20 protein-coding genes are annotated in these 21,855 nt (G+C 68.7%); 10 read left to right on the forward strand and 10 right to left on the reverse strand.

Going from position 1 to position 21,855, the window contains the following annotated elements:
- Nucleotides 1–79: 79 nt before the first annotated feature.
- A complete protein-coding gene (gene ffh / locus DFR41_RS00270) occupies nt 80–1,474 on the reverse strand; it encodes a signal recognition particle protein (protein ID WP_114801314.1) in 1,395 nt (464 codons plus the stop codon).
- Nucleotides 1,475–1,599: 125 nt separating this feature from the next.
- On the opposite strand from ffh, the gene DFR41_RS00275 reads away from it, so the two are divergent.
- From DFR41_RS00275 to DFR41_RS00300, 6 genes are all read left to right on the forward strand, one after another.
- Complete coding sequence (locus tag DFR41_RS00275; RefSeq protein WP_043116104.1) at nt 1,600–2,409, forward strand: cytochrome C assembly family protein; 810 nt, start codon at nt 1,600–1,602, stop codon at nt 2,407–2,409.
- Complete coding sequence (locus DFR41_RS00280) at nt 2,409–2,648, forward strand: PP0621 family protein (RefSeq protein WP_017757348.1); 240 nt, start codon at nt 2,409–2,411, stop codon at nt 2,646–2,648. Before DFR41_RS00275 ends, DFR41_RS00280 begins: the two co-directional genes overlap by 1 nt.
- Nucleotides 2,645–4,342, forward strand: a complete 1,698-nt coding sequence (locus DFR41_RS00285; RefSeq protein WP_114801315.1) for a sensor histidine kinase — start codon at nt 2,645–2,647, stop codon at nt 4,340–4,342. Before DFR41_RS00280 ends, DFR41_RS00285 begins: the two co-directional genes overlap by 4 nt.
- 4 nt (nt 4,343–4,346) lie before the next feature.
- Nucleotides 4,347–5,885, forward strand: a complete 1,539-nt coding sequence (locus DFR41_RS00290) for a sigma-54-dependent transcriptional regulator (protein ID WP_017757346.1) — start codon at nt 4,347–4,349, stop codon at nt 5,883–5,885.
- Entirely contained in the window at nt 5,869–6,459 is a 591-nt protein-coding gene (gene ampD / locus DFR41_RS00295) for a 1,6-anhydro-N-acetylmuramyl-L-alanine amidase AmpD (protein WP_114802115.1), read from the forward strand. The genes DFR41_RS00290 and ampD overlap by 17 nt, the downstream gene beginning before the upstream one ends.
- 348 nt (nt 6,460–6,807) lie before the next feature.
- A complete protein-coding gene (locus DFR41_RS00300; protein ID WP_114801316.1) occupies nt 6,808–9,747 on the forward strand; it encodes a ribonucleoside-diphosphate reductase subunit alpha in 2,940 nt (979 codons plus the stop codon).
- 59 nt (nt 9,748–9,806) lie between these two features.
- Here the strand turns inward: DFR41_RS00300 and DFR41_RS27600 are convergent, their stop codons facing one another.
- On the reverse strand, nt 9,807–9,992 hold the full coding sequence (locus DFR41_RS27600) for a hypothetical protein (RefSeq protein ID WP_170159288.1): 186 nt from the start codon (nt 9,990–9,992) through the stop codon (nt 9,807–9,809).
- Between DFR41_RS27600 and DFR41_RS00305 the strand changes: the two genes are divergently transcribed.
- Nucleotides 9,928–11,133, forward strand: a complete 1,206-nt coding sequence (locus DFR41_RS00305) for a ribonucleotide-diphosphate reductase subunit beta (RefSeq protein ID WP_114801317.1) — start codon at nt 9,928–9,930, stop codon at nt 11,131–11,133. The two genes, DFR41_RS27600 and DFR41_RS00305, sit on opposite strands and share 65 nt — an antisense overlap.
- 194 nt (nt 11,134–11,327) lie before the next feature.
- Nucleotides 11,328–11,903: a histone gene (locus DFR41_RS00310; protein WP_114801318.1), complete on the forward strand. Its 576-nt coding sequence runs from the start codon at nt 11,328–11,330 to the stop codon at nt 11,901–11,903.
- An 89-nt stretch (nt 11,904–11,992) separates the two neighbouring features.
- Here DFR41_RS00310 and DFR41_RS00315 read toward each other — a convergent pair whose 3' ends face one another.
- The 7 genes from DFR41_RS00315 to DFR41_RS00345 form a co-directional block, all read right to left on the reverse strand.
- The gene (locus DFR41_RS00315; protein ID WP_017758056.1) at nt 11,993–12,895 is read right to left on the reverse strand and encodes a carbohydrate kinase family protein; all 903 of its coding nucleotides are present in this window, start codon (nt 12,893–12,895) and stop codon (nt 11,993–11,995) included.
- A 68-nt stretch (nt 12,896–12,963) separates the two neighbouring features.
- Nucleotides 12,964–14,394, reverse strand: coding sequence for a DUF3426 domain-containing protein (locus DFR41_RS00320; protein ID WP_114801319.1), 1,431 nt, complete (start codon nt 14,392–14,394; stop codon nt 12,964–12,966).
- A complete protein-coding gene (gene prmA, locus DFR41_RS00325; RefSeq protein ID WP_017759070.1) occupies nt 14,391–15,284 on the reverse strand; it encodes a 50S ribosomal protein L11 methyltransferase in 894 nt (297 codons plus the stop codon). Before prmA ends, DFR41_RS00320 begins: the two co-directional genes overlap by 4 nt.
- A gap of 142 nt (nt 15,285–15,426) precedes the next feature.
- Nucleotides 15,427–16,776 carry an acetyl-CoA carboxylase biotin carboxylase subunit gene (gene accC / locus DFR41_RS00330; protein WP_017759071.1) on the reverse strand — a complete coding sequence of 450 codons (1,350 nt, stop codon included), beginning with the start codon at nt 16,774–16,776 and terminating at the stop codon, nt 15,427–15,429.
- An 8-nt stretch (nt 16,777–16,784) separates the two neighbouring features.
- Nucleotides 16,785–17,252: an acetyl-CoA carboxylase biotin carboxyl carrier protein gene (gene accB / locus DFR41_RS00335; RefSeq protein WP_017759072.1), complete on the reverse strand. Its 468-nt coding sequence runs from the start codon at nt 17,250–17,252 to the stop codon at nt 16,785–16,787.
- 98 nt (nt 17,253–17,350) lie between these two features.
- A complete protein-coding gene (locus DFR41_RS00340) occupies nt 17,351–17,899 on the reverse strand; it encodes a TlpA family protein disulfide reductase (protein WP_114801320.1) in 549 nt (182 codons plus the stop codon).
- Nucleotides 17,896–18,486, reverse strand: coding sequence for a hypothetical protein (locus DFR41_RS00345; RefSeq protein ID WP_017759074.1), 591 nt, complete (start codon nt 18,484–18,486; stop codon nt 17,896–17,898). The genes DFR41_RS00340 and DFR41_RS00345 overlap by 4 nt, the downstream gene beginning before the upstream one ends.
- A gap of 69 nt (nt 18,487–18,555) precedes the next feature.
- Here DFR41_RS00345 and mpl point away from each other — a divergent pair, with 69 nt between their 5' ends.
- Nucleotides 18,556–20,031: a UDP-N-acetylmuramate:L-alanyl-gamma-D-glutamyl-meso-diaminopimelate ligase gene (mpl, locus tag DFR41_RS00350; RefSeq protein WP_114801321.1), complete on the forward strand. Its 1,476-nt coding sequence runs from the start codon at nt 18,556–18,558 to the stop codon at nt 20,029–20,031.
- 17 nt (nt 20,032–20,048) lie between these two features.
- The gene (locus tag DFR41_RS00355) at nt 20,049–20,564 is read left to right on the forward strand and encodes a cupin domain-containing protein (protein WP_017759076.1); all 516 of its coding nucleotides are present in this window, start codon (nt 20,049–20,051) and stop codon (nt 20,562–20,564) included.
- A gap of 1 nt (nt 20,565) precedes the next feature.
- Here the strand turns inward: DFR41_RS00355 and DFR41_RS00360 are convergent, their stop codons facing one another.
- On the reverse strand, nt 20,566–21,681 hold the full coding sequence (locus DFR41_RS00360) for a 3-deoxy-7-phosphoheptulonate synthase (protein ID WP_017759077.1): 1,116 nt from the start codon (nt 21,679–21,681) through the stop codon (nt 20,566–20,568).
- Nucleotides 21,682–21,855 lie beyond the last annotated feature (174 nt).

The following is a 21,855-nucleotide window of genomic DNA, read 5'->3' on the forward strand; positions in this document are numbered from 1 at the left end:
TGCGCCGAGGCTTCGACAGGCTCAGCCCGAACGGCCTCGGGTCAACCGGACTGCATGACCTGGCGGCCCGCTCCGCGTGTCAGAACGGCAGCTTGGGCCCGCCAGGCCCGCCCATGCCCGGCATCCCGGGCATGCCCTTCATGCCGCCCAGGCGCTTCATCATCTTCATGAGGCCGCCGCCCTTCATCTTCTTCATCATGCCCTGCATCTGCTCGAACTCGTTGAGCAGGCGGTTGACCTCCTGAACCTGCACGCCCGCGCCAGTGGCGATGCGCTTCTTGCGGCTGGCCTTGATGAGTTCGGGCTTGCGGCGTTCAGCGGGCGTCATGCTGTGGATGATGCCTTCCTTGCGGCGGATGTCGCGCTCGGCGCGCGTCAGGTCGGCCTCGCTGGCCTTGGCGGCCAGTTGCGTCGGCAGCTTGTCCATGAAGCTGGAGAGGCCGCCCATCTGCTTCATCTGCTGCAACTGGGCCAGGAAGTCTTCCAGGTCGAAGTGGCCGCTCTTGACCTTGGTGGCGAGCTTCTTGGCCGCCTCCATGTCGACACCGGCCGAGACCTGCTCGACCAGCGCCACGATGTCGCCCATGCCCAGGATGCGGCCGGCATGGCGCTCGGCGTCGAAGACCTCCAGCCCGTCGATCTTCTCGCTGGTGCCGGCGAACTTGATGGGCACGCCCGTGATCTGCCGCACCGACAGCGCCGCACCGCCGCGCGAGTCGCCGTCCATCTTGGTCAGGATGATGCCGGTCAGCGGCAGCGCGTCCTTGAAGGCCTTGGCGGTGTTGGCCGCGTCCTGGCCCTGCATGGCGTCGACGACGAACAGGGTCTCGACCGGACTCAAGGCGCCGTGCAGCGTCTTGATTTCCTCCATCAGCACTTCGTCGATGGCCAGGCGGCCGGCGGTGTCGACCAGCAGCACGTCGAAGTAGTGCCGCTTGGCGTAGTCGAGCGCGGCGCGGGCGATGTCCAGCGGCTTCTGGTCGGGCGTGCTGGGGAACCACTCGGCGCCCGCCTGCTTCGTCACCGTCTTGAGCTGCTCGATGGCCGCGGGGCGGTAGACGTCGCCCGAGACGGTCAGCACCTTCTTCTTGCGCTTCTCGATCAGGTGCTTGGCCAGCTTGGCGGTGGTGGTGGTCTTGCCGGCGCCCTGCAGGCCGGCCATGAGCACCACGGCCGGCGGCTGGGCGTTGAGGTTGATGTCCGAGACGCCCTCCCCCATCGTGGCTGCCAATTCGCGGTTGACGATGCCCACCAGCGCCTGGCCGGGCTTGAGGGAGCCCATCACCTCCTCGCCCATCGCCTTGTCCTTGACGCGGTTGACGAAGTCGCGCACCACCGGCAGCGCCACGTCGGCCTCGAGCAGCGCCATGCGCACCTCGCGCATCATGTCCTGCACGTTGGTTTCGGTGATGCGCGCCTGCCCGCTCATCTGCTTGACGAGGCGGGAGAACTTGTCGGTGAGGGCGGTGGCCATGGATGGGAGGGGAAGAAGGCTGGGGAAGGAAGCGGCGGCGCCGCGGCGGCGGCCGAGTCCGGGGCGGGCACGGCGGGGTGTCCGGCGGGCCCCGTCCGCTGGGGCCCAAAGGCTAAACTCAGCGGATGATTCTAGCGAGCCCCTCCCCACTCAGCGTGGCCCTGGGCATCGCCACGGCCGCGGCCTACGGCGTGGCCGCCGCCTTCTCCCACAAGCTCAACCGCAGCGCCACCCAGGCCGTCGTCGCCATCGCGTGGCTGCTGCACGCGGCAGCGCTGGCCACCGGCCTGCTGCCCGGCACGCCGCGCTTCGGCTTCGCACCGGCGCTGTCGATCACGGCCTGGCTGGTGATGACGGTCTATGCGGTGGAAAGCCGGCTCTTCCCCGGCCTGACGGTGCGCCGCGTGCTGGCGGGACTGGGCGCGCTGGCGGCACTGCTGGCCGCGGCCTTTCCCGGTTCGCCGCTGCACATGAATGCCTCGCCCTGGCTGCCGCTGCATCTGGCACTCGGCATCGCCAGCTACGGGCTCTTCGGCGCGGCCGTGGTGCATGCCTGGCTCATGACGCGGGCAGAGCGGCGCATCCGCCAGGCGGCCGATCCGCATGCGGGCCTGCCGCTACTGACGCTGGAGCGCCTGACCTTCCGCTTCGTCACGGCCGGCTTCGTGCTGCTGTCGGCCACGCTGCTGGCGGGCCTGTTGTTCAGCGAGACGCTCTACGGGCCCCAGGTGCGCGCCTGGAAGTGGGACCACAAGACGGTGTTCTCGCTGCTGGCCTGGCTGAGCTTCGCCATCCTGCTGGCCGGCCGCAGCCGCTTCGGCTGGCGGGGCCGCACGGCCAAGCGCGTGCTCTACGCGGGGGCCGTGCTGCTGCTGCTGGCCTACGTGGGCTCGCGCTTCGTGCTCGAAGTGGTGCTGCACCGGCCCGTCGCCTGATGAAATTCCTGCTCGTGACCCTTGTGGTGGCCGTGGCCATCTGGATCTGGCGACGTAATCGCCAGGAAGAACTGGACGCCGCCCCGCCGCCCCGGCCCAACGCCCGGCCGGCCGTCCGGGGGCCACAGCGGATGGTGCGCTGCGCCCATTGCGGCCTGCACCTGCCGGCCGCCGACGCCGTGCCCGGCCGCCACGGCATCTATTGCAGCGACCGGCACCGCAACGCCGCGGAGCCATGACACCGGACACGGACTTTCCGTCGTCAAACACGGACTGGTCCGCGCTGGAAACCCGCACCGAGCGCAGCCAGGCCCTGCAGCGGATATGGCGCGGCTTCATGACGGCCAGACCGGCCGTGGGGCTGCTGCTGCTGGCGCTGCAGGGCATTGCCTTCGCCCTGGGCCAGTCCACGCACGCGCCGACCCTGGCCATCACGGCCCTCTACGCCGCCTTCACCCTGGCCGACCGGCTGCGTACGCCCGCGCGCCTGCCGCTGCGGCGGCTGGGCATGACCTGGCTGCTGTGCATCGGCCTCGACGTGGGCGTGTTCGCACTGCTTCAGGCGCTGCAGACCGGCACCACGGTCAACTACACGCCCTTGCTGGCCCTTCCGGTGCTCATGGCGGCCGTGGCCGGGGGCCTGGTGGTCGGGCTGGCCACCACCTCGGCCGCCACGCTGCTGATGCTGGCCGAGGCGCTGCGCTTCCAGCTGGCGGCAGGCCCCGATGGGCCCGGCCGTTTGCTCCAGGCCGCACTGACCGGCACGGGCCTGTTCGTGCTGTCGCTGCTGGCCCACCAACTGGCGCTGCGGCTGGCCCGCGAGGAGGCCCGCGCCAGCCGCAGCCAGGATTCGGCCCAGTTGCAGGCGCAGATCAATGCCCTCGTGATCGAGGCGCTGGCCGAAGGCGTGCTGGTGGTGGACGAGGCCGGCCGCGTGCACACGGCCAACCCGGCCGCCGATGCCCTGCTGGGGGGCGGGCTGGACCGAGGCTCGCTGCCGCGCTCCCTGATGGCCCATCCGGCGTGGCAGCCGCTGGCCGGCCTGGCGCAGCGCACCTTCGAGGACAGGGCCGACCTCGGTGCCGACCTGCCGATCGCCCAGCCCCAGGCCACGCCGCGCGAGCTGCGGGTGCGCACCCGGCTGACGGCCGTGGACGGCGCCCGCGACCGCGGCTTCTGCGTGATGTTCCTGCAGGACCTGCGGCAGCTGGAAGCCCGCATCCGCACCGAGAAGATGGCCGCAATGGGCCGCATGTCGGCGGCCGTCGCGCACGAGATCCGCAATCCGCTGGCCGCCATCACGCAGGCCAGCGCCCTGCTGGAGGAGGATCTGACCGAGCCGGCCCAGCAGCGCCTCAATGCCATGGTGCAGCAGAACGCACGCCGGCTCGGCCGCATCGTCGACGAGGTGCTGGACGTCGCGCGCGTGCGCCAGCAGGGCAGCGACCTGGGCCAGGGAACGGCCCTGCCCCTGGCCGCCAGCGTCTACACCATGGTCGACGAATGGAGCCGCCAGAGCGGCCGCGCGCAGCCGGCCCTGCGCCTGGTGGAAAGTCTGCCGGCGGTGCGCTTCAACGAGGAGCACCTGCGGCGCATCCTGGTCAACCTTCTGGACAACGCCGCCCGCTATGCAGGGCCGGGCGAGGAATCCATCCGCGTCCACACCTTCGCCGCGGGCGACGGCCGGCCCACCCTGGCCGTCTGGAGCGATGGCGCGCCTCTGGAGCAGGGCGTGGAACGCCACCTGTTCGAGCCCTTCTTCTCCTCCGAGAGCCGATCCAGCGGGCTGGGCCTGTTCATCTGCCGCGAGCTGTGCGAGCGCCATGGGGCCACCATCCGCTACGAACGCCTGCGTCCCGCACCCGACGTGCCTGCCGGCAATGCCTTCCTGCTGAGCTTCGCGCCAGCGCAGGCGGGCGCTTTGCCACAATAGCTCGGTGAGCAGTTCTCCCGCATCGCCGCCGGCGCAGATCCTCGTCGTGGACGACGAGCCCGACCTGCGCACCCTCTACGAGCTGACCCTGCTGCGCGAGGGCTACCTGGTCGAAGCGGCCAGCAGCGTGGAGGAGGCGTGGCAGCACCTGCAGGCCAACCGCTTCGATGCCGTGATCACCGACATGCGGCTGCCCGACGGCCTCGGCCTGGAGCTGCTGCAGCGCATCGCCCGCCACCAGCGCAGCGAACGCTGCGTCGTGATGACCGCCTACGGCTCGGCCGAGAACGCCGTCGAGGCGCTCAAGGCCGGCGCATTCGACTACCTGACCAAGCCGGTGGACCTGAAGCAGTTCCGCAGCGTGGTGGCCTCGGCCGTGCAGGAGCGCCCGGGCGGCACACCGGCGCGTGCCGCGTCGCCATGCGAGTCCGCGCCGGTCGTGCCGGCCGAAGAAGCGCCGGCCGAGGCAGGCGTTGCGCCCGCGGCCCGCGCCGCGCTGGCGCGCCTGGTGGGCGAGTCGGACGCCATGCGCGCAGTCAAGGCCCGCATCGTGCGTGTGGCACGCGGCATGGCGCCGGTGCTGATCCACGGCGAATCGGGCACGGGCAAGGAACTGGTGGCGCGCGCGCTGCACGCCTGCAGCCAAAGGGCGGGCGGCCCCTTTGTCGCCGTCAATTGCGGGGCCATTCCCGAAACACTCCTCGAAGCCGAGTTCTTCGGCGCGCGCAAGGGCTCCTACACCGGCGCGATGCAGGACCGCGACGGCTACTTCCAGGCGGCGCGCGGCGGCACGCTCTTCCTCGACGAGATCGGCGACCTGCCGCTGGCCATGCAGTCCAAGCTGCTGCGGGCCATCCAGGAACGCTGCGTGCGCCCCATCGGCAGCACGCAGGAGGAACCGGTGGACGTGCGCATCGTCAGCGCCACGCACAAGGACCTGCAGGCCGAGGTGCTGGCGGGCCGCTTCCGACAGGATCTGTTCTACCGCCTCAACGTGATCGAAGTGCGGCTGCCGCCGCTGCGCGAGCGCCGGGAAGACCTGTCGGCCCTGTGCACCGCCCTGCTGGCGCGCATCGCCGAGGAAAGCGGCCAGCCGGTGCCGAGGATGACGATGCAGGTGCTGCTCAAGCTCGAATCGCATCCGCTGCGCGGCAACGTGCGCGAACTGGAGAACCTGCTGCACCGGGCCGTCGCCCTGAGCGAGGGCGACACGCTGCAGCTGGACGTCGAAGCCGCGGACGGCAACGGTCTGCAGGACCTGTCCATGCCGCTCTTTGCCATGCCAGCGCCGGGCACCGTGACGGCCATTCCCGTGCCGGAGGCCGCGCCCACCCGATCACCGGCAGTCGTGGGAGACCCCCCCGTGCCCGCCGACCTGCAGCAGTACCTCGACGACCAGGAACGCGGCATCGTCGAGCGCGCGCTGCGCGAGGCCAACTACAACCGCACCGCCGCCGCCGCGCGCCTGGGCCTGAGCCTGCGCCAGATCCGCTACCGCATCGCGCGCCTGGGCATCGCGGTGCCGCATGGCGACGATGACTGAGCCCGGCGCCGCCCCCTGGGACGGTGGCTGGCTGCGGGCGGCGCGCCGGCTGGACTCTCCCAACTTCGGCCCCCGTCCGGCCGGGGCCTGCATCGATCTCCTGGTGGTGCACTCCATCAGCCTGCCGCCCGGGCGCTACGGCGGCGAGGAGGTCCAGCAGCTCTTCACCAACCAACTGGACTGGGACGCGCATCCCTACTTCGCGCAGATCCGGGGTCTGGAGGTCTCGGCGCACTTCTACATCCGTCGCGATGGCAAACTCTGGCAGTTCGTCAGCGCGGACGACCGGGCCTGGCATGCGGGCGTCTCGCAGTGGCGGGGTCGCGCCAACTGCAATGACGATTCGGTCGGCGTGGAACTGGAAGGCCTGGAAGGCGAGCGTTTCGAGGACGCGCAGTACGAGACCCTGGCCCAGCTCGCGCGGGCGCTGTCGGCCCGCTATCCGATTGCCCACATCGCTGGCCACGAACACATCGCTCCCGGCCGCAAATACGACCCGGGGCCGGGCTTCGACTGGGCCCGCTTGGCGCGGCAGTTGGCGGGCACCGCCATCGCCTTCCCGGCCGCTCCTTAAATTTTTCAATCGGACCCCGGGGAGCGATGGCGCCAGCGCTCCGGGGCGGGCCGGATGGCCGGACGTCGCCAAGCCCCTGTTCATGCGGGTTTGCGCGCCAAATCGCCCGCCAAGCCCCATCGTTGCGGCCTCGGCCACGAAGGCACCTACTGCTGCTTGGCTCCGGCGCGGCATCCTGGGGTTTCACCGGAAGTCAAGCTTGACCCGGCAGCCCGACCAAACACTACCGGTAGTGCATTGGCCCCCCTCGGGACACCAGATATAGTGCCCCTCCATCGACGCGGCGGCATCGATCCCTGCCCACCGCGCCCTGATCGACGAACACCAAGCCCCCTCAAGAGGAACCGCATGCAGACTGCCTTGAACTCACCCGCCACCTCCGCCCAGCCCCTGCCGACGATGCCCGCCGGTCGCGACGTGGCGGGCACGACGGCCCCCGCACTCGCCCACTACCAGATCATCCGCCGCAATGGCGCCGTGGTGCCCTTCGCGCCCGAAAAGATCACCGTGGCGATGATGAAGGCCTTCCTGGCGGTGCATGGGACGCAGGGCGCGGCCTCGGCCAGCGTGCGCGAGACGGTCGAGGGCCTGACGCAGGCCGTGGTCCGCGCGCTGGTACGTTCGCGCCCGGGCGGCGGCACCTTCCACATCGAGGACGTGCAGGACCAGGTCGAGCTCGGCCTGATGCGCGGCGGCTACCAGGAAGTCGCCCGCGCCTACGTGCTGTATCGCGAGCGCCGTGCGCAAGAGCGCTCCAAGCAGGTCGAGCAGACGGCTGCGGCCGCCGCGCCGCAACTGCATGTGCTGGACGGCGGCGAGCGCGTCCCGCTGGACATGGGCGCCCTGCAGTCGCTGCTGCAGTCGGCCTGCGTGGGCCTGGGCGATGGCGTGAAGGCCGAGCCCATCGTGGCCGAGACCATGCGCAACTTGTACGACGGCGTGCCGCTGGACGAGGTCTACAAGGCCTCGATCCTGGCTGCCCGCACGCTGATCGAGAAGGATCCCGACTACACCTACGCCACCGCGCGCCTGCTGCTGCACACCATCGTCAAGGAAGTGCTGGGCCGCGAAGTGGCACAGGCCGAGATGAGTGCTGCATACGCCGACTACTTCCCGCAGTTCATCAAGAAGGGCGTGGAGAACGAGCTGCTCGACGAGAAGCTGCTGCAGTACGACCTGGCCCGCCTGGGCGCCGCGCTCAAGGCCGACCGTGACCTGAAGTTCGACTACCTCGGCCTGCAGACCCTGTACGACCGCTACTTTTTGCACGTGCGCAAGAGCCGCATCGAGCTGCCGCAGGCCTTCTTCATGCGCGTGGCCATGGGACTGGCGCTGGGCGAGATCGACCGCGAGGCGCGCGCCATCGAGTTCTACGAGGTGCTGTCCTCGTTCGACTTCATGTCGTCCACGCCCACGCTGTTCAACAGCGGCACGCTGCGCTCGCAGCTCTCGTCCTGCTACCTGACCACCGTGCCCGACGACCTGGATGGCATCTACGAGTCGATCAAGGAGAACGCGCTGCTGTCGAAGTTCGCCGGCGGCCTGGGCAACGACTGGACCCGCGTGCGCGCCCTGGGCTCGCACATCAAGGGCACCAACGGCGAATCGCAGGGCGTCGTGCCCTTCCTCAAGGTGGTCAACGACACGGCCGTGGCCGTCAACCAGGGCGGCAAGCGCAAGGGCGCGGTCTGCACCTACCTGGAGACCTGGCACCTGGACATCGAAGAGTTCCTGGAGCTGCGCAAGAACACGGGTGACGACCGCCGCCGCACCCACGACATGAACACGGCCAACTGGATCCCCGATCTGTTCATGCGCCGCGTGATGGAGAAGGGCACCTGGACGCTGTTCTCGCCCTCCTCCGTGCCCGACCTGCACGACCTGTTCGGCGCCGACTTCGAGCGCGCCTACGTCGCCTACGAAGAGAGGGCCGCGCGCGGCGAGATCAAGCCCGCCAAGACGGTGCCGGCCACCGACCTGTGGCGCAAGATGCTCTCGATGCTGTTCGAGACCGGCCATCCCTGGATCACCTTCAAGGACGCCTGCAACGTGCGCTCGCCGCAGCAGCATGCCGGCGTGGTGCACTCGTCCAACCTCTGCACCGAGATCACGCTCAACACCAGCGACACCGAGACGGCCGTCTGCAACCTGGGCTCGGTCAACCTGCTGCAGCATTTGAAGGACGGCGGCGTCGACCACGAGAAGCTCAAGAAGACCATCTCGGTCGCCATGCGCATGCTCGACAACGTCATCGACATCAACTACTACGCCGTCAAAAAGGCCCGCGACTCGAACCTGCGCCACCGCCCGGTGGGCCTGGGCCTGATGGGCTTCCAGGACGCGCTGTACGAACTGCGCATTCCCTACGCCAGCGAGCAGGCCGTCGACTTCGCCGACAAGTCGATGGAAGCGATCTGCTACTACGCCTACTGGGCCTCGACCGAGCTGGCCGCCGAGCGCGGCCGCTACAGCAGCTTCAAGGGCTCGCTGTGGGACAAGGGCATCCTGCCGATCGACTCGCTCGATCTGCTGGAGAAGGCCCGCGGCGGCTATGTCGAGGTGGACCGCTCGCGCACCCTGGATTGGGACGCCCTGCGCGCCAAGATCAAGCAGGACGGCATGCGCAACTCCAACTGCGTGGCCATCGCGCCCACGGCGACCATCTCCAACATCATCGGCGTGGACGCGTCCATCGAGCCCTGCTTCGGCAACCTGTCGGTCAAGTCCAACCTGTCGGGCGAATTCACCGTCATCAACCACTACCTGGTGCGTGACCTCAAGCGCCTGGGCCTGTGGGACGACGTGATGGTCATGGACCTCAAGCACTTCGACGGCTCGCTGCGCCCCATTGACCGCGTACCGCAGGACGTGAAGGCGCTGTACGCCACGGCCTTCGAGGTCGAGCCGCAGTGGCTGGTCGAAGCCGCCGCGCGTCGCCAGAAGTGGATCGACCAGGCCCAGAGCCTGAACATCTACATGGCCGGTGCCTCGGGCAAGAAGCTGCACGACACCTACACGCTGGCCTGGACGCGCGGCCTCAAGACCACCTACTACCTGCGCACCATCAGCGCCACGCACGCCGAGAAGTCGACCGTGCAATCGAGCCGCCTGAATGCCGTGTCCTCCGGTGGCAGCTCGTCCATGGCCATGCAGCCCGCTGCTGCAGCCAGCGCGCCCAGCGCACTCGAAGCCGCAGCCGCCGCGGCGCAAGCGCAGATGAACGCGGTGCCCGCCACCGACATCAAGTTCTGCGCCATCGACGATCCGGGCTGCGAAGCCTGCCAGTGATCGCTGCGCGCATCGCGCACTGATGCATGCGTTCCTGCGCAAAGCAGGAACGCATGCCGTCATGTCGGGGCATCGGACGACAGACCCGATGCCCAGGCACAACAAAATTCAGCAACGACACAGCCGAAGAACTTTTCAAGCGCATGTCGTTGCTCTGATAATTGAGCATTGGATTTTTCTATGTTGACCTGGGACGACGAAGTCAAGCCCTCCAATTCGGGCGCACTGTCGAATGCATCGGACATGGCCGCAGGCCGGCCGACGGCATCCCCTTCTTCCCCCGCTTCCTTTGCACAGCCCGCGCTGGCTACGCACAGCTTCAGCGCACCTGCTGGCGCTCAACCCGTCGCTGCCACGACTGCCGCCGCGCGCCGCGTGAATGCCGCCGACAAGCGCATCATCAACGGCCAGACCGACGTCAACCAGCTGGTGCCCTTCAAGTACAAGTGGGCCTGGGAGAAGTACCTCGCCACCTGCGCCAATCACTGGATGCCGCAGGAGGTCAACATGAACCGCGACATCGCCCTCTGGAAAGACCCGAACGGCCTGACCGAGGACGAACGCCGCATCGTCAAGCGCAACCTCGGCTTCTTCGTCACCGCCGATTCGCTGGCCGCCAACAACATCGTGCTGGGCACCTACCGGCACATCACCGCGCCCGAATGCCGCCAGTTCCTGCTGCGCCAGGCCTTCGAGGAAGCGATCCATACCCACGCCTACCAGTACATCGTGGAGTCGCTGGGCCTGGACGAGTCCGAGATCTTCAACGCCTACAACGAAGTCCAGTCGATCCGCGACAAGGACGAGTTCCTGATCCCGTTCATCGACGCGATCATGGATCCGAACTTCAAGACCGGCACGCCCGAGACCGACCAGACGCTGCTCAAGTCGCTGATCGTCTTCGCCTGCCTGATGGAAGGCCTCTTCTTCTACGTCGGCTTCACGCAGATCCTCGCGCTCGGACGCCAGAACAAGATGACCGGTGCCGCCGAGCAGTACCAGTACATCCTGCGCGACGAGTCGATGCACTGCAACTTCGGTATCGACCTGATCAACCAGCTCAAGCTCGAGAATCCGCATCTATGGACGCCCGAGTTCAAGGCCGAGATCAAGGCCCTGTTCCAGAAGGCGGTCGAGCTCGAATACCGCTATGCTGAAGACACCATGCCCCGCGGCGTGCTCGGCATGAATGCCTCCATGTTCAAGGGCTACCTGCGCTACATCGCCAACCGGCGTGCCACGCAGATCGGCCTGGAAGCGCTCTTCCCGAACGAAGAGAACCCGTTCCCCTGGATGAGCGAAATGATCGACCTGAAGAAAGAGCGCAATTTCTTCGAAACCCGCGTGATCGAATACCAGTCGGGTGGCGCGCTCTCATGGGACTGAGCACGCCTCTTTCCTGAAGGACGAATGGATCTGAGACCCGCCCCGGACGCCAGACGCACCCCAGAGTGCGGCGTCCGGGGCTTTCCCATTCGTGGTGGCGGGGTGTGCCCCGACGTCACGGATCGCTGGCCGCAGGCACACGGGCGGCCCGTGCAATTCGAAGGTTGATTTCCAACTTGATCAAGGAGAAAGAAATGGCAACTGCAAAGAAGGCTCCGGCCAAGAAGGTCGCTGCAAAGAAGGCCGCTCCGGCCAAGAAGGTCGCAGCGAAGAAGGCGGCTCCGGCCAAGAAGGCTGCCGCACCGGCGAAGAAGGTTGCGGCCAAGAAGGCGGCACCGGCCAAGAAGGTCGCAGCGAAGAAGGCTGCACCCGCCAAGAAGGCGGCGCCGGCGAAGAAGGTTGCGGCCAAGAAGGCTGCACCGGCCAAGAAGGTCGCGGCGAAGAAGGCTGCGCCCGCCAAGAAGGCCGCAGCGCCGGCGAAGAAGGTCGCCGCCAAGAAGGCAGCAGCACCTGCGAAGAAGGTCGCCGCCAAGAAGGCTGCACCGGCCAAGAAGGTCGCCGCCAAGAAGACGACGGCGGCCAAGACGGCTGCGGCCCCCAAGGCCCCCGCCAAGAAGGCCGCTGCCAAGAAGGCCGCCGCCAAAAAGCCTGCCCCTGCGAAAGCGCCTGCCCCTGCGGCTGCGCCCGCGCCTGCCGCTGCAGCCCCTGCAGCACAGACCACGCTGAGCCCGCAGGCCGCCTGGCCCTTCCCCACGGCCAGCAAGCCCTGAGGCTGAACGAAGCGCCGCGAGAGCGGCCTTCGAAGCCAGAACCCGGCGACCGCAAGGCGCCGGGTTTTTTTATTGCGCCGTATGCACGCTCACAGGCCCAGGGCGGCGCGGTCGACCTGGTAGTTCTGCGGGCCGCGCTGTGCGATCTTGAGGGCGCCCAGGCGGTTGCCCAGTTCGGCGCAGCGCACCAGGTCCCAGCCCTGTTCCAGGCCATAGAGCAGGCCGCCGCGCCAGGCGTCGCCGCAGCCGGTGGGATCGACCACGGCCTCGGGCGTCACGGGCGCCACGCGCGTGGCCTCGCCGCCGACCCACACGTCGCAGCCCTCGGCGCCCAGCGTGACCACCATGCCGCGCACACGGCGCGAGATCTCGGCCGTGCTCCAGCCCGTGCGCTCGCTGAGCATGCGGCCCTCGTAGTCGTTGACCACGACCCAGTCCGCCTGATCGATGAAGTGGGCCAGGTCCTTGCCGTCGAACATCGGCAGACCCTGACCCGGATCGAACACGAAGGGAATGCCGGCAGCCTTGAACTGCGCGGCATGCTGCAGCATCGCCTCGCGGCCGTCGGGCGCAATGATGCCCAGGCGGATGTCCTCGCGTGCCTCGATGCGGTTGAGGTGGGCCTGCTGCATCGCACCCGGGTGGAAGGCCGTGATCTGGTTGTTGTCGCGGTCGGTCATGATCATGGCCTGCGCGGTGTAGCTGTCGTCCAGCTGCAGGATGAATTCGGTGCCCACACCCAGTTCCTTCAGGCGCTGCACGTAGTCGGCGCCATCGCTGCCCACGGCCGCCATGGGCAGGGCGCGGCCGCCCAGCGCATTCAGGCTGTAGGCAATGTTGCCGGCGCACCCGCCGAAGTCCCGGCGCAGGCCGGGCACCAGGAAGGACACGTTCAGGATGTGCAGCTGGTCGGGCAGGATCTGCTCGGCGAAGCGGCCCTCGAAGGTCATGATGGTGTCGAATGCGAGCGAGCCGCAGATCACGGAAGCCATGGCGGGATCAATCCTGCAGAAGCGGTGGGAGACAAGGCGAAGCCGCGGGCACGGTGTGACCGTCGGCCTCAGGGATAGAAGGCGAGCACGCTGTGGCCCACCACGGAAGGCAGTGGCCGGCCGGCCGCCGCGTGCAACTCGAGCGCCAGCGCGACTTCCTCTTCGGCACGGCCCGGCAATACGGCGGCACGCGCCATCTCGACCGACTGGACGACGCGCCGCAGCACCGGGCGTTCGGAGCCGTCGAGCAAGGACAGCTCGATTGCCGGCATGGCCACGGCCACCGGCGCCGCATTGCGCAGCGTGAAGACCAGCCGGTAGCGGCCCTCGGCGCCGTCGCGCATCAGCGTGGAGCCATCCACGCGGATGTCGTCGATGCGGCGTGGTGCCTCGATCGTGCAGGCGGTCGCCTGGCACACGGCCGTCAGCAACGGCAGCAAGGCTGGCCGGGACAGCGCCCACTGGTCGCGCTCATGCCGCATCACCTGCGCGCCCAGCACGATCAGCAGGCCCGCTGCAGCCAGCGACCACAGCCAGAAGCGGCGGCGACGCGGCGCCTCACCTTCTTCTGGCGCATCCGGCGTGTCCAGGAAGCTGGGGCGCAGAGGGGTGAACGGCGGCGCCGCCAAGTCGTCCCGGGCGGCGGGCTCATCGTCCCTCGGCAGATCGGACGACGGCGGGGTCGACTCCGCCGTCGGGGACTCTTCGACCAACGGCGGGGGCGCCTGCCCAGGCGCTTCGTCGACGTCGGCGCCTGGCGAAGGGCGGTCAAGGCCCGCATCCGGCGCGGGGATGACCGGGGCCGGCGGCGGATCCGCCTCCAGCGAGGGCTCGAGGGGGGCCGGGCGCGGCGGCACCGCAGCGCGCCCGGGCCGCAGGAAGGCGGCGAGCGCGGTGGGCTCGGCATTCACCCATGCGCGACCGCGGCGCAGGACGCGGCCGACCTGCGCCGCATCGGCCGCCGGGCGCCCGGGGATGGCCGAGAGCGCGGAGGACGCCGACGGCGCCTGGGCATCCTGCGTCGACGCCGCCCTGTCTTCGGGCTGCGCCAGATCCAGCAGGTCGGGCGCGGGCATCCGGGGCTCGACACGTTCGGCCGCCGGGGGCGCAGATGTCGCACCACCTGCAGACAGATCGAGCCAGTCGACGGAGGGCCAGGGTTGGGCGGTCGGCGAAGTGTTGGCAGACAGCGAGGGCGACGCTGCGCCGGGCACATCGTCATCCACCGGCTCACTCTCTCCGTCCCGCATCGCAGAGGCCGACTCCGCGTCGCCCACCCCCGCCGCAGCCCCCGGCTCCGCGACAGGCCATGCGCCCTCGGAGGCGGGCGCCGCCAACACCACCCAACGACCGTCGGGCAACTGCTCGCGCAGGTCGGACTGCGCATCGAACACCTCGCCGCACCGGCCACAGCGCACCCATCCGTCGGACAGCCGCAACTGGTCGCGCACCACCTTGAAGGCGGTCGTGCAGGACGGACAGCGGGTGACGAGACTCATGCCGCGCGGCGGCCGGTCATCAGGATCCAGCCGTCTTCGGTGTCGGCGACCTCGAGCGCGATCCAGGGCGCATAGGCCTCCTTCAGCTCGTCGGCCTGCCGCGACAGGATGCCGGCCAGCACCAGGTGGCCGCCCGGTCGCACGTGGGCGCAGAGCAGCGGCGCCAGCACCTTGAGGGGTGTGGCCAGGATGTTGGCAAGCACGGTGTCGTATTCGCCCTGGGCCCGCTCGGGCAGGCCGGGCGAGAGCTCGACGGCATTGGCATCGGCGTTGAGGCGGGTCGATTCCACAGCCGCTTCGTCGATGTCGACGGCATCGATCTCGGTGGCGCCGAACTTCGCGGCGCCGATGGCCAGGATGCCCGAGCCGCAACCGTAGTCGAGCACGCGCGAACCCAGCACGTCGGCCGGCTGGGTCGCGATCCAGCGCAGGCACATGCGCGTGGTCGGATGGGTGCCTGTGCCGAACGCCAGACCCGGATCGAGGCGGATCACCTGCACGGCCTGCGCGGGCGGCTCATGCCAGGTCGGGACGATCCAGAAGCTCTCGGTGATCTCCACCGGCGCAAACTGCGACTGGGTCAGCCGCACCCAATCCTGCTCGGGCACTTCGGCGATGCCTGCCAGGCTGCAGCCTTCGAAGAAGTCCTGCGCCTGCAGCAGCGCCGCCGCCTCGTCGGCCTTGGCGCGGGTGTCGAAGAGGGCCACCACGCGCGAGCGCTGCCAGCCTTCGCGCGGCGGCGGCATGCCGGGCTCGCCGAACAGGGCCTGCTCGGCCTCGGTGTGGGCATCGGCGTCCTCCACCGAGACGGAGAGGGCATCGAGCGCATCGAGCGCATCACCCACCACCTCGACCCGGTCTTCGGGCGCCAAGAGCCGCAGTTCGAACATGAATCGCCTTTCCTCAACGGGCCGCGCGCCCATGCCGCGCGGCCCCATAACGAACGCGCCGCGGACCGGAAGGCCGGGCCGCGGCGCAAGTCTTCACAAAGTATCGCCGGTGCGGGTCGCCCCGCCCAGGGCCGCGCGCCGACTAGCGCTTGTGGGCGGCCATCCACTCTTCCAGATAGTGGATGTTGGTGCCGCCGGCCATGAACTTGGCGTCCACCATCAGCTCGCGGTGCAGCGGGATGTTGGTCAGGATGCCTTCGACCACCGTCTCGTTGAGCGCCGTGCGCATGCGGGCCATGGCCTGCTCGCGCGTGTCGCCGTAGACGATCAGCTTGCCGATCATCGAGTCGTAGTTGGGCGGCACGAAGTAGTTGGTGTAGACGTGCGAATCGACGCGCACGCCGGGACCACCCGGCGGATGCCACATGGTGATGCGGCCCGGCGACGGCGTGAACTTGTACGGGTCTTCGGCGTTGATCCGGCACTCGATGGCATGGCCCTTGAGCTGGATCTGGCGCTGGGTGAAGGGCAGCTTCTCGCCGGCGGCGACCATGATCTGCGTCTTCACGATGTCGATGCCGGTCACCAGCTCCGTCACCGGATGCTCCACCTGCACGCGGGTGTTCATCTCGATGAAGTAGAACTCGCCGTTCTCGTACAGGAACTCGAAGGTGCCGGCACCGCGGTAGCCGATCTTCTTGCAGGCGGCGGCGCAGCGCTCGCCGATCTTTTCGATCAGCTTGCGCGGAATGCCGGGGGCCGGCGACTCCTCGATCACCTTCTGGTGGCGGCGCTGCATGGAGCAGTCACGCTCGCCCAGGTAGACGGCGTTCTTGTGCTTGTCCGCGAGGATCTGGATCTCGATGTGCCGCGGGTTCTGGAGGAACTTCTCCATGTAAACCGCCGGATTGTTGAAGGCCGCGGCCGCCTCGGCCTTGGTCATCTGGATCGCATTGACCAGCGCGGCTTCGGTGTGCACCACGCGCATGCCGCGGCCACCGCCACCGCCCGCGGCCTTGATGATCACCGGATAGCCGATGGCGCGGGCGATGCGCTTGTTGGCCGTCGCATCGTCCGACAGCTCGCCGTCCGAGCCGGGCACGCAGGGCACGCCGGCCTTGATCATGGCCTGCTTGGCCGACACCTTGTCGCCCATGATGCGGATCGACTCAGGCGTGGGGCCGATGAACTGGAAGCCGCTCTGCTCCACCCGTTCGGCGAAGTTGGCGTTTTCCGAGAGGAAGCCGTAGCCGGGGTGGATGGCCTCGGCGTCCGTGACCTCGGCGGCCGAGATGATGGCCGGCATGTTGAGGTAGCTCTGCGACGAGGGCGCCGGGCCGATGCATACGGCCTCTTCGGCCAGCTTGACGTACTTGGCCTCGCGGTCGGCCTCGGAATACACCATGACCGCCTTGATGCCCAGTTCGCTGCAGGCGCGCTGGATCCGCAAAGCGATCTCGCCCCGGTTGGCAACGAGGATCTTCTTGAACATTCAGCGTCTCACTCGATGATGAACAGCGGCTGGCCGTATTCGACGGCCTGGCCGTTCTCGCCGAGGATCTGCTTGACGGTGCCCGACTTGTCGGCCTCGATCTCGTTGAGGATCTTCATCGCCTCGATGATGCAGAGGGTGTCGCCCTCCTTCACCTGGGAGCCGACCTCCACGAACGCGGCGGCGCCGGGACTGGAGGAGCGGTAGAACGTGCCGACCATGGGCGACTTCACCACATGGCCCGAGGGCGCCGCCTCTGCGGACGCAGCGGCCGGCGCCGCAGCCTGCGCTGCCGGGGCAGCCGCCATGACGGCAGGCGCCGCTGCCGCGGGCATGGCCGCCTGGACATACTGAACGGGGGCGGCTTCGCCCGCCTTGACGATGCGCACCTTGCCTTCGGCTTCGGTGATCTCGAGTTCGGAAATATTGGATTCAGACACCAGGTCGATCAGTGTCTTGAGTTTGCGCAGATCCATGATTCTCCAGCGCCGGCCGCGGAGGCCGTCTATCGAACTTGCTTGAAAGTCGGCGTACGTCGGCGTTTTGACGCCATCTGCCGAGAAGGTCGCGGATTCTAGCCGTGAACCACTGCGCGCTGCCAAGCCTGCAGATCCGCCGGCTCGACCTTGCCCATTCTACGGTCGCGCACGGCACCGCCCGAATCGAGCACGAGCGTGAAGGGCAGGCCGCCGCTGTCATTGCCCAGGGCCTTGACCAGCGACAGGGCCTGCGCGCCTGCGATGCCGATCGGGAAACCCACTGGAAGCCGCGCCAGGAACTTGTCCACCGGCTCCGCGCGATCGACGGCGATGCCGACCACGTGCCAGCCATTGGCCGTGTTTTCGCGGTGGAAGCGGTCGAGCAGCGGCATCTCCTCGACACAGGGGGGACACCAGGTCGCCCAGAAATTGACCAGCGTCGGCTTGCCACGCAGCGCCGCCAGGGCCAACTCGCCACCGCCGGGCCGCGGAAGACGCAGCGACCACAGCGCGTCCGGGACCTCCCCCGCTGCCGACACGCCGGACTGCGGCTGTTCACGATGCCGCCACAGTGCCAAGCCCGCGCAGGCGGCCACCGCGGAGGCACCGCCATACGCCAGCCACTGCCGACGGTTGGCCGTCATTGCCCTTCCTCCACCAAGCGCCGGACCGACGCCAGATCGCCGCGGGGTGTGCGCCCCTGGCTGTCGGGCCGCAAGGCACCGCGCAGGTCGTCCAGGTCGTAGATCATCAGGTGCACCCCCACTTCGGTGCCCAGTTCGCGGCTGCGGGCATGGACGCTGAGCGCCTCGACGCTCTCGCCATGGAAGCCTGTCACGGTACGGGGCTCGTACTCGACGCGGTGGTCGATGAGCGCGATCTCCGCCGACTTGGAGTCATCGCAGAACAACTGGATATAGATGTCGCTCAGGCGGGTGGCAGTCCCGTGCCAGACAGAACCCCCGAGATGCGGCCTGAAGGCCGCCATGTGCTCCATCCATTCGAGCGCCAGCCGTCGCAGCGCCTGCAACTCGGCCGGCTGGGTGTCGGCGCAAAAGATGCGGATGTAGTCGCGCACCTCTTCCTCGACCTCGTCATTGCCGGGCAGGGCCGTGCGTTGCGGCAGGCCGAGATCGCGCAGGGCACGGCGCTTGGCAGGGCCGTATTCGAGCCCCTCCTCCACGATGAGGCGGGCAGCGGCGGCAGCGATGTCGCGCTTGGCGGAGTCCATCGGCGCATTGTGCCGCCGCGAGGCCGCCCCCGGGGCGGACGGCCCTGCGGCTCTTCCTAGAATCCGCCGATGCATATTCACATCCTCGGCATCTGCGGCACCTTCATGGGTGGCCTGGCCGCCCTGGCCCGCGAGGCCGGCCACCGCGTCACCGGCTGTGATGCGGGCGTCTATCCGCCGATGAGCACCCAGTTGCGCGAGCTCGGCATCGAATTGATCGAAGGCTATGGCGCGGACCAGTTGGCGCTCGCGCCCGACATGTTCGTGATCGGCAATGTCGTCTCCCGTGCGCGGCTCGCCGATGGCCGTCCCAAGTTCCCGCTGATGGAAGCGATCCTGGACGCCGGCGCGCCCTACACCAGCGGCCCGCAGTGGCTGGCCGAGCATGTGCTGCAGGGCCGCCATGTGCTGGCCGTGGCCGGCACCCACGGCAAGACCACGACCACCTCGATGCTGACCTGGGTGCTGGAGCAGGCAGGCCTGCAGCCCGGCTTCCTGGTGGGCGGCGTGCCGCTGGACTTCGGCGTTTCCGCGCGCCTGGGTCGCGGGGCTGCCGAAGCCCTCGCCTCGACGGGCATGGAAGAAGCGGCCGTCGCTTCCGCGGCGCGAGCGAGCCATCCAGCCCCCTTCGTCATCGAAGCCGACGAGTACGACACCGCCTTCTTCGACAAGCGCAGCAAGTTCGTCCACTACCGGCCGCGCACGGCGGTGCTGAACAACCTGGAGTTCGACCACGCCGACATCTTCGACAACCTGGCGGCCATCGAGCGGCAATTCCACCACTTGGTGCGAACCGTGCCCTCCATCGGCCGATTGGTCGTCCACGCGGGCGAACAGAGCCTGAAGCGGGTGCTGGCCCAGGGCTGCTGGAGCGAGGTGACCCGCTTCGGCGAGGCGCCAGAGGCACAGTGGCGCGCCCGCGGCGCCGCCCATGCCTTCGACGTGCTGCGCGGCGACGAGGTGGTCGGCCGCGTCGAGTGGACGCTGAGCGGCCAGCACAACCAGGCCAACGCGCTGGCCGCCATCGCCGCCGCCGAACATGTGGGCGTGGCGCCGGCGCAGGCCGCCGAGGCGCTCTGCCGCTTCCGCAATGTCCGTCGCCGCATGGAATTGCGCGGCGAGGTGGTGCGGCCGGGCGGCGAGCCGATCCGCGTCTACGACGATTTCGCCCACCATCCGACCGCCATCCAGACCACGCTGGACGGCCTGCGCCAGCGGCTGGACGCCGACGGGCGCCAGGGCGAGCGCATCGTGGCGATCTTCGAGCCACGCAGCAACACCATGAAGCTCGGCACCATGGCCGCCCAGTTGCCGGACAGCCTGCGCGATGCCGCCCTCGCCTTCTGCCACACGGCCGGCCTGGACTGGGACGTGGCCGGCGCGCTCGCGCCGATGGCCGAACGCGCGGCCTGCTTCGACAACGTCGGCAGCCTGGTCGAGGCTGTGGCCGCCGCTGCGCGACCGGGCGACCATCTGGTGTGCATGAGCAATGGCGGCTTCGGCGGCATCCATGGCAAGCTGATCGCCGCATTGCAGGCAGCCTGACCGCCGGAGAACCCACCATGGCCCAAACCACATCGCGCGCCCGGCAGCTGATCGAGACGCTGCAACTGCAGCCCCATCCCGAGGGCGGTTGGTACCGCGAGGTGTTCCGCGCACCGACCCCGGTGCAGCCCGCCGACCACCGGGGACCACGTGCGGCACTGACCAGCATCTACTTCCTGCTGGAGGCCGGCCAGCACTCCCGCTGGCACCAGGTACTGTCGGACGAACTCTGGGTGCATCTGGAGGGCGTGCCGCTCACCCTGTGGACCGCCGACGCCGCCTTCCGCACGGCGCCGGCCCATGTGCGCCTGGCCCCGGTGGACGTCCACGGCGGCCGCCCCCAGCACGTGGTGCCCGCCGGCCAGTGGCAGGCGGCACAGCCCGTGGCCACGCACAGCGTCGGAGACTACACCCTGGTCGCCTGCGCCGTCGCGCCGGGTTTCGACTTCGCCGACTTCACGCTGATGGACGCCCAGGGCGAGGTGGCCGCCGCCGTGCGACACCACTGGCCCGCGCTGGCTTCCTTCATCTGATTCAACCGCGACGCTTCTTCACCGCCTGCGACAGCACATCCAGCAGGCCGCGCGAATCGTCCCAGCCCAGGCAGGCATCGGTGATGCTCTTGCCGTATTCCAGCGCCGACGGCACATCCTTGCCCGGCGAGAACTTCTGCGCGCCGGCCTGGATGTGGCTTTCCACCATCACGCCAAAGACCTTGCGGCTGCCGCCCGCGATCTGGTCGGCGATGTCGCGCGCCACCTCGACCTGCTTCTGGTGCTGCTTGCTGCTGTTGGCATGGCTGCAGTCCACCATCAGCGTGGGCGGCAGGCCGGCGGCCTCCAGGTCGCGGCAGGCGGTCTCGACGCTGGCGGCGTCGTAGTTGGGCGCCTTGCCGCCACGCAGGATCACGTGGCAGTCCTTGTTGCCGTTGGTCTGCACGATGGCGACCTGGCCGTTCTTGTGCACCGACAGGAAGTGGTGGCCGCGCGCCGCCGCCTGGATGGCGTCGGTGGCGATGCGGATGTTGCCGTCCGTGCCGTTCTTGAAGCCGATGGGCGCCGACAGGCCCGAGGCCAGTTCGCGGTGCACCTGGCTCTCGGTGGTGCGCGCGCCGATGGCGCCCCAGGCGATCAGGTCACCGATGTACTGGGGCGAGATCACGTCCAGGAACTCGCTGCCCGCCGGCAGGCCCAGGCGGTTGATGTCGATGAGCAATTGACGGGCGATGCGCAGGCCCTCGTCGATGCGGTAGCTCTCGTCCAGGTACGGGTCGTTGATCAGGCCCTTCCAGCCGACGGTGGTGCGCGGCTTCTCGAAGTACACGCGCATCACGATCTCCAGCGAGTCGGCGTACTTTTCGCGCTCGGCCTTCAGGCGGCGGGCGTAGTCGAGCGCCGCGGCGGGGTCATGGATGGAACACGGCCCCATCACCACCAGCAGCCGGTCGTCCTGGCCGGCCATGATGTTGTGGATGTTGCGGCGGGTGTCGGTGATCAGCTTCTCGACGGCCGTGCCATGGATGGGGAAGAAGCGGATGAGGTGTTCCGGAGGGGGCAGCACGTTGATGTCCTTGATGCGTTCGTCGTCGGTCTGGCTGGTTTTCTCGACGGGCGCATACCAGGGGTTGGCGGTGGCATTGCTGCTGTTCATGGGAACGATCCTTCTTGTGGGTTGATGTGTGACGGAAAACGGGGGGACAAAAAAAACCGCCGGGCTTGTGGCACCGGCGGTTTTTGAGGGGTGGGGTTGTTGCGTTTACGCGCGCGCCTCTCGTCCGCCGGAGTCCGGGAACCAAAAGTAGGCAAGGTAATAAGCGCGTTGAGC

It is taken from the genome of Pseudacidovorax intermedius, assembly GCF_003350475.1.
GTDB lineage: Bacteria > Pseudomonadota > Gammaproteobacteria > Burkholderiales > Burkholderiaceae_C > Xenophilus > Xenophilus intermedius.

Excerpts from the sequence above, each read along its gene's own strand:
- DFR41_RS00360 (WP_017759077.1), bottom strand. The coding sequence starts at position 21,681 with ATGAACAGCAGCAATGCCACCGCCAACCCCTGGTATGCGCCCGTCGAG.
- accB (WP_017759072.1), bottom strand. The coding sequence starts at position 17,252 with ATGGATCTGCGCAAACTCAAGACACTGATCGACCTGGTGTCTGAATCC.
- DFR41_RS00310 (WP_114801318.1), top strand. The coding sequence starts at position 11,328 with ATGGCAACTGCAAAGAAGGCTCCGGCCAAGAAGGTCGCTGCAAAGAAG.
- DFR41_RS00345 (WP_017759074.1), bottom strand. The coding sequence starts at position 18,486 with ATGGACTCCGCCAAGCGCGACATCGCTGCCGCCGCTGCCCGCCTCATC.
- ffh (WP_114801314.1), bottom strand. The coding sequence starts at position 1,474 with ATGGCCACCGCCCTCACCGACAAGTTCTCCCGCCTCGTCAAGCAGATG.
- DFR41_RS00305 (WP_114801317.1), top strand. The coding sequence starts at position 9,928 with ATGTTGACCTGGGACGACGAAGTCAAGCCCTCCAATTCGGGCGCACTG.
- DFR41_RS00275 (WP_043116104.1), top strand. The coding sequence starts at position 1,600 with ATGATTCTAGCGAGCCCCTCCCCACTCAGCGTGGCCCTGGGCATCGCC.
- DFR41_RS00320 (WP_114801319.1), bottom strand. The coding sequence starts at position 14,394 with ATGAGTCTCGTCACCCGCTGTCCGTCCTGCACGACCGCCTTCAAGGTG.
- DFR41_RS00315 (WP_017758056.1), bottom strand. The coding sequence starts at position 12,895 with ATGGCTTCCGTGATCTGCGGCTCGCTCGCATTCGACACCATCATGACC.
- prmA (WP_017759070.1), bottom strand. The coding sequence starts at position 15,284 with ATGTTCGAACTGCGGCTCTTGGCGCCCGAAGACCGGGTCGAGGTGGTG.
- DFR41_RS00300 (WP_114801316.1), top strand. The coding sequence starts at position 6,808 with ATGCAGACTGCCTTGAACTCACCCGCCACCTCCGCCCAGCCCCTGCCG.
- DFR41_RS27600 (WP_170159288.1), bottom strand. The coding sequence starts at position 9,992 with ATGTCCGATGCATTCGACAGTGCGCCCGAATTGGAGGGCTTGACTTCG.
- DFR41_RS00340 (WP_114801320.1), bottom strand. The coding sequence starts at position 17,899 with ATGACGGCCAACCGTCGGCAGTGGCTGGCGTATGGCGGTGCCTCCGCG.
- mpl (WP_114801321.1), top strand. The coding sequence starts at position 18,556 with ATGCATATTCACATCCTCGGCATCTGCGGCACCTTCATGGGTGGCCTG.
- DFR41_RS00285 (WP_114801315.1), top strand. The coding sequence starts at position 2,645 with ATGACACCGGACACGGACTTTCCGTCGTCAAACACGGACTGGTCCGCG.
- accC (WP_017759071.1), bottom strand. The coding sequence starts at position 16,776 with ATGTTCAAGAAGATCCTCGTTGCCAACCGGGGCGAGATCGCTTTGCGG.
- DFR41_RS00355 (WP_017759076.1), top strand. The coding sequence starts at position 20,049 with ATGGCCCAAACCACATCGCGCGCCCGGCAGCTGATCGAGACGCTGCAA.
- ampD (WP_114802115.1), top strand. The coding sequence starts at position 5,869 with ATGGCGACGATGACTGAGCCCGGCGCCGCCCCCTGGGACGGTGGCTGG.
- DFR41_RS00280 (WP_017757348.1), top strand. The coding sequence starts at position 2,409 with ATGAAATTCCTGCTCGTGACCCTTGTGGTGGCCGTGGCCATCTGGATC.